The organism is Candidatus Saccharimonadia bacterium (assembly GCA_035544015.1).
Taxonomy (GTDB): Bacteria; Patescibacteriota; Saccharimonadia; order UBA4664; family UBA4664; genus UBA5169.
On sequence record DATKIP010000022.1, the window covers coordinates 1 to 1,294 of the forward strand.

Here is a 1,294-nt window from a genome sequence, read left to right on the forward strand (position 1 = left end):
TGTACCTCGTCGAACAACCCTACGTTCTCAATGGCGATCGCCGCTTGATCGGCGAATGTCGTGGCCAGCTCGATTTGCTTGTCGGTGAAGGGTTGTACTGTGCAACGCGTGAGGAAAATAACGCCAATCGGAACGCCTTCACGTAAAAGCGGGACGCCCAGCGCCGTCCGGTAGTCGCCCATGCGTATGACTTCGCTTAGAGTCTGTCCGGAGAGATCATGCGGGATTGCATAGTTTTCTGAGCATGAGCCTGATTGAAGCGAGGCGCAGAAATGCGAGCGCCTTTCGGTTGAGATTCTCCCAATCTTTGGCGAGACGCCTGCATCGCCCGAGCCATGCGAACGTTCGTTCGACCACCCAGCGCTTCGGGAGGACGACAAATCCTTTTGTGTGATCAGAACGCTTGACGATCTCCACATTCAGCCGTGCCATTATTTTTGCCACGGCGCGGCGAAACAGCGGGCCTTGATAGCCGCCATCGGCGTAGAGTTTCATCAGGAACGGATACATGCCGAACATGGTCGCCATGACGAATGCGCCGCCGTCGCGATCCTGAATATCAGCGGCATGAACGATAGCATGCATCAACAGGCCTTGGGTATCGACGAGAATGTGCCGCTTCTTGCCCTTGATCTTCTTTCCCGCGTCGTAGCCCGGCGGATCAATCGAAGCCCCCCTTTTTCAGCGCTTTTGACGCTTTGGCTGTCGATGACGGCGGCGGTGGGACTGGCTTCCCGGCCAATCGCTTCGCGGCATTTTACATAGAGCTCATAATGTATGAGATCGAGCGTGCCATCCCAACTCCATAGGTCGAAATAATCGTACAACGTCGAGCGCGGCGGCAGGTCTTTCGGGATGGCCCGCCACTGACAACCGGTGGAGAGAATATACATGAGGCCGTTCACAACCTCGCGCATGATCACTGTGCGTTTGTCGCCGCCGCGCTTGCCTGGCGGGATCAACGGTTCGACCAGTTTCCATTCGTCGTCGCTGAGGTCGCTGGGATAGCGCAAATGACTGCGGTCATACCGCGCGCGATTTTCATTCGTCCACATCGCTGGCCCCTCCGAATCAGGCCGCCTCTATTGAATCACAAATGATTCAGAGGATTCAATTTCTCCCCGGACAGACACTCAGCCCTCAACCGCTCGACGAAGTCGATACAAGCGGAATGCCGTCGACTACATGAAAACGCTACCGGTGCCGAGCTCCAGCGCCAAGCGGTCGGCGAGGTGCCCCGTTTCTCGAGCGGACGATAGCCCAGAAATATGCAACCTCCAGGAGAAGATTTTAA

At 56.3% G+C, this 1,294-nt stretch carries 2 protein-coding genes; both read right to left on the reverse strand.

Annotation, left to right across the window (positions count from 1 at the left end):
• Nucleotides 1-305 (reverse strand): GAF domain-containing protein (locus VMT30_02075; GenBank protein ID HVQ43730.1); only part of this gene is annotated, 305 nt, incomplete at its 3' end.
• A protein-coding gene (locus VMT30_02080) for an IS5 family transposase (GenBank protein HVQ43731.1) occupies nt 217-1,055 on the reverse strand; the annotation gives its coding sequence in 2 pieces (ribosomal slippage) (nt 217-671 and nt 671-1,055; 840 coding nt in all). The genes VMT30_02075 and VMT30_02080, both read right to left, overlap by 89 nt.
• Between the last annotated feature and the right edge of the window lie 239 nt (nt 1,056-1,294).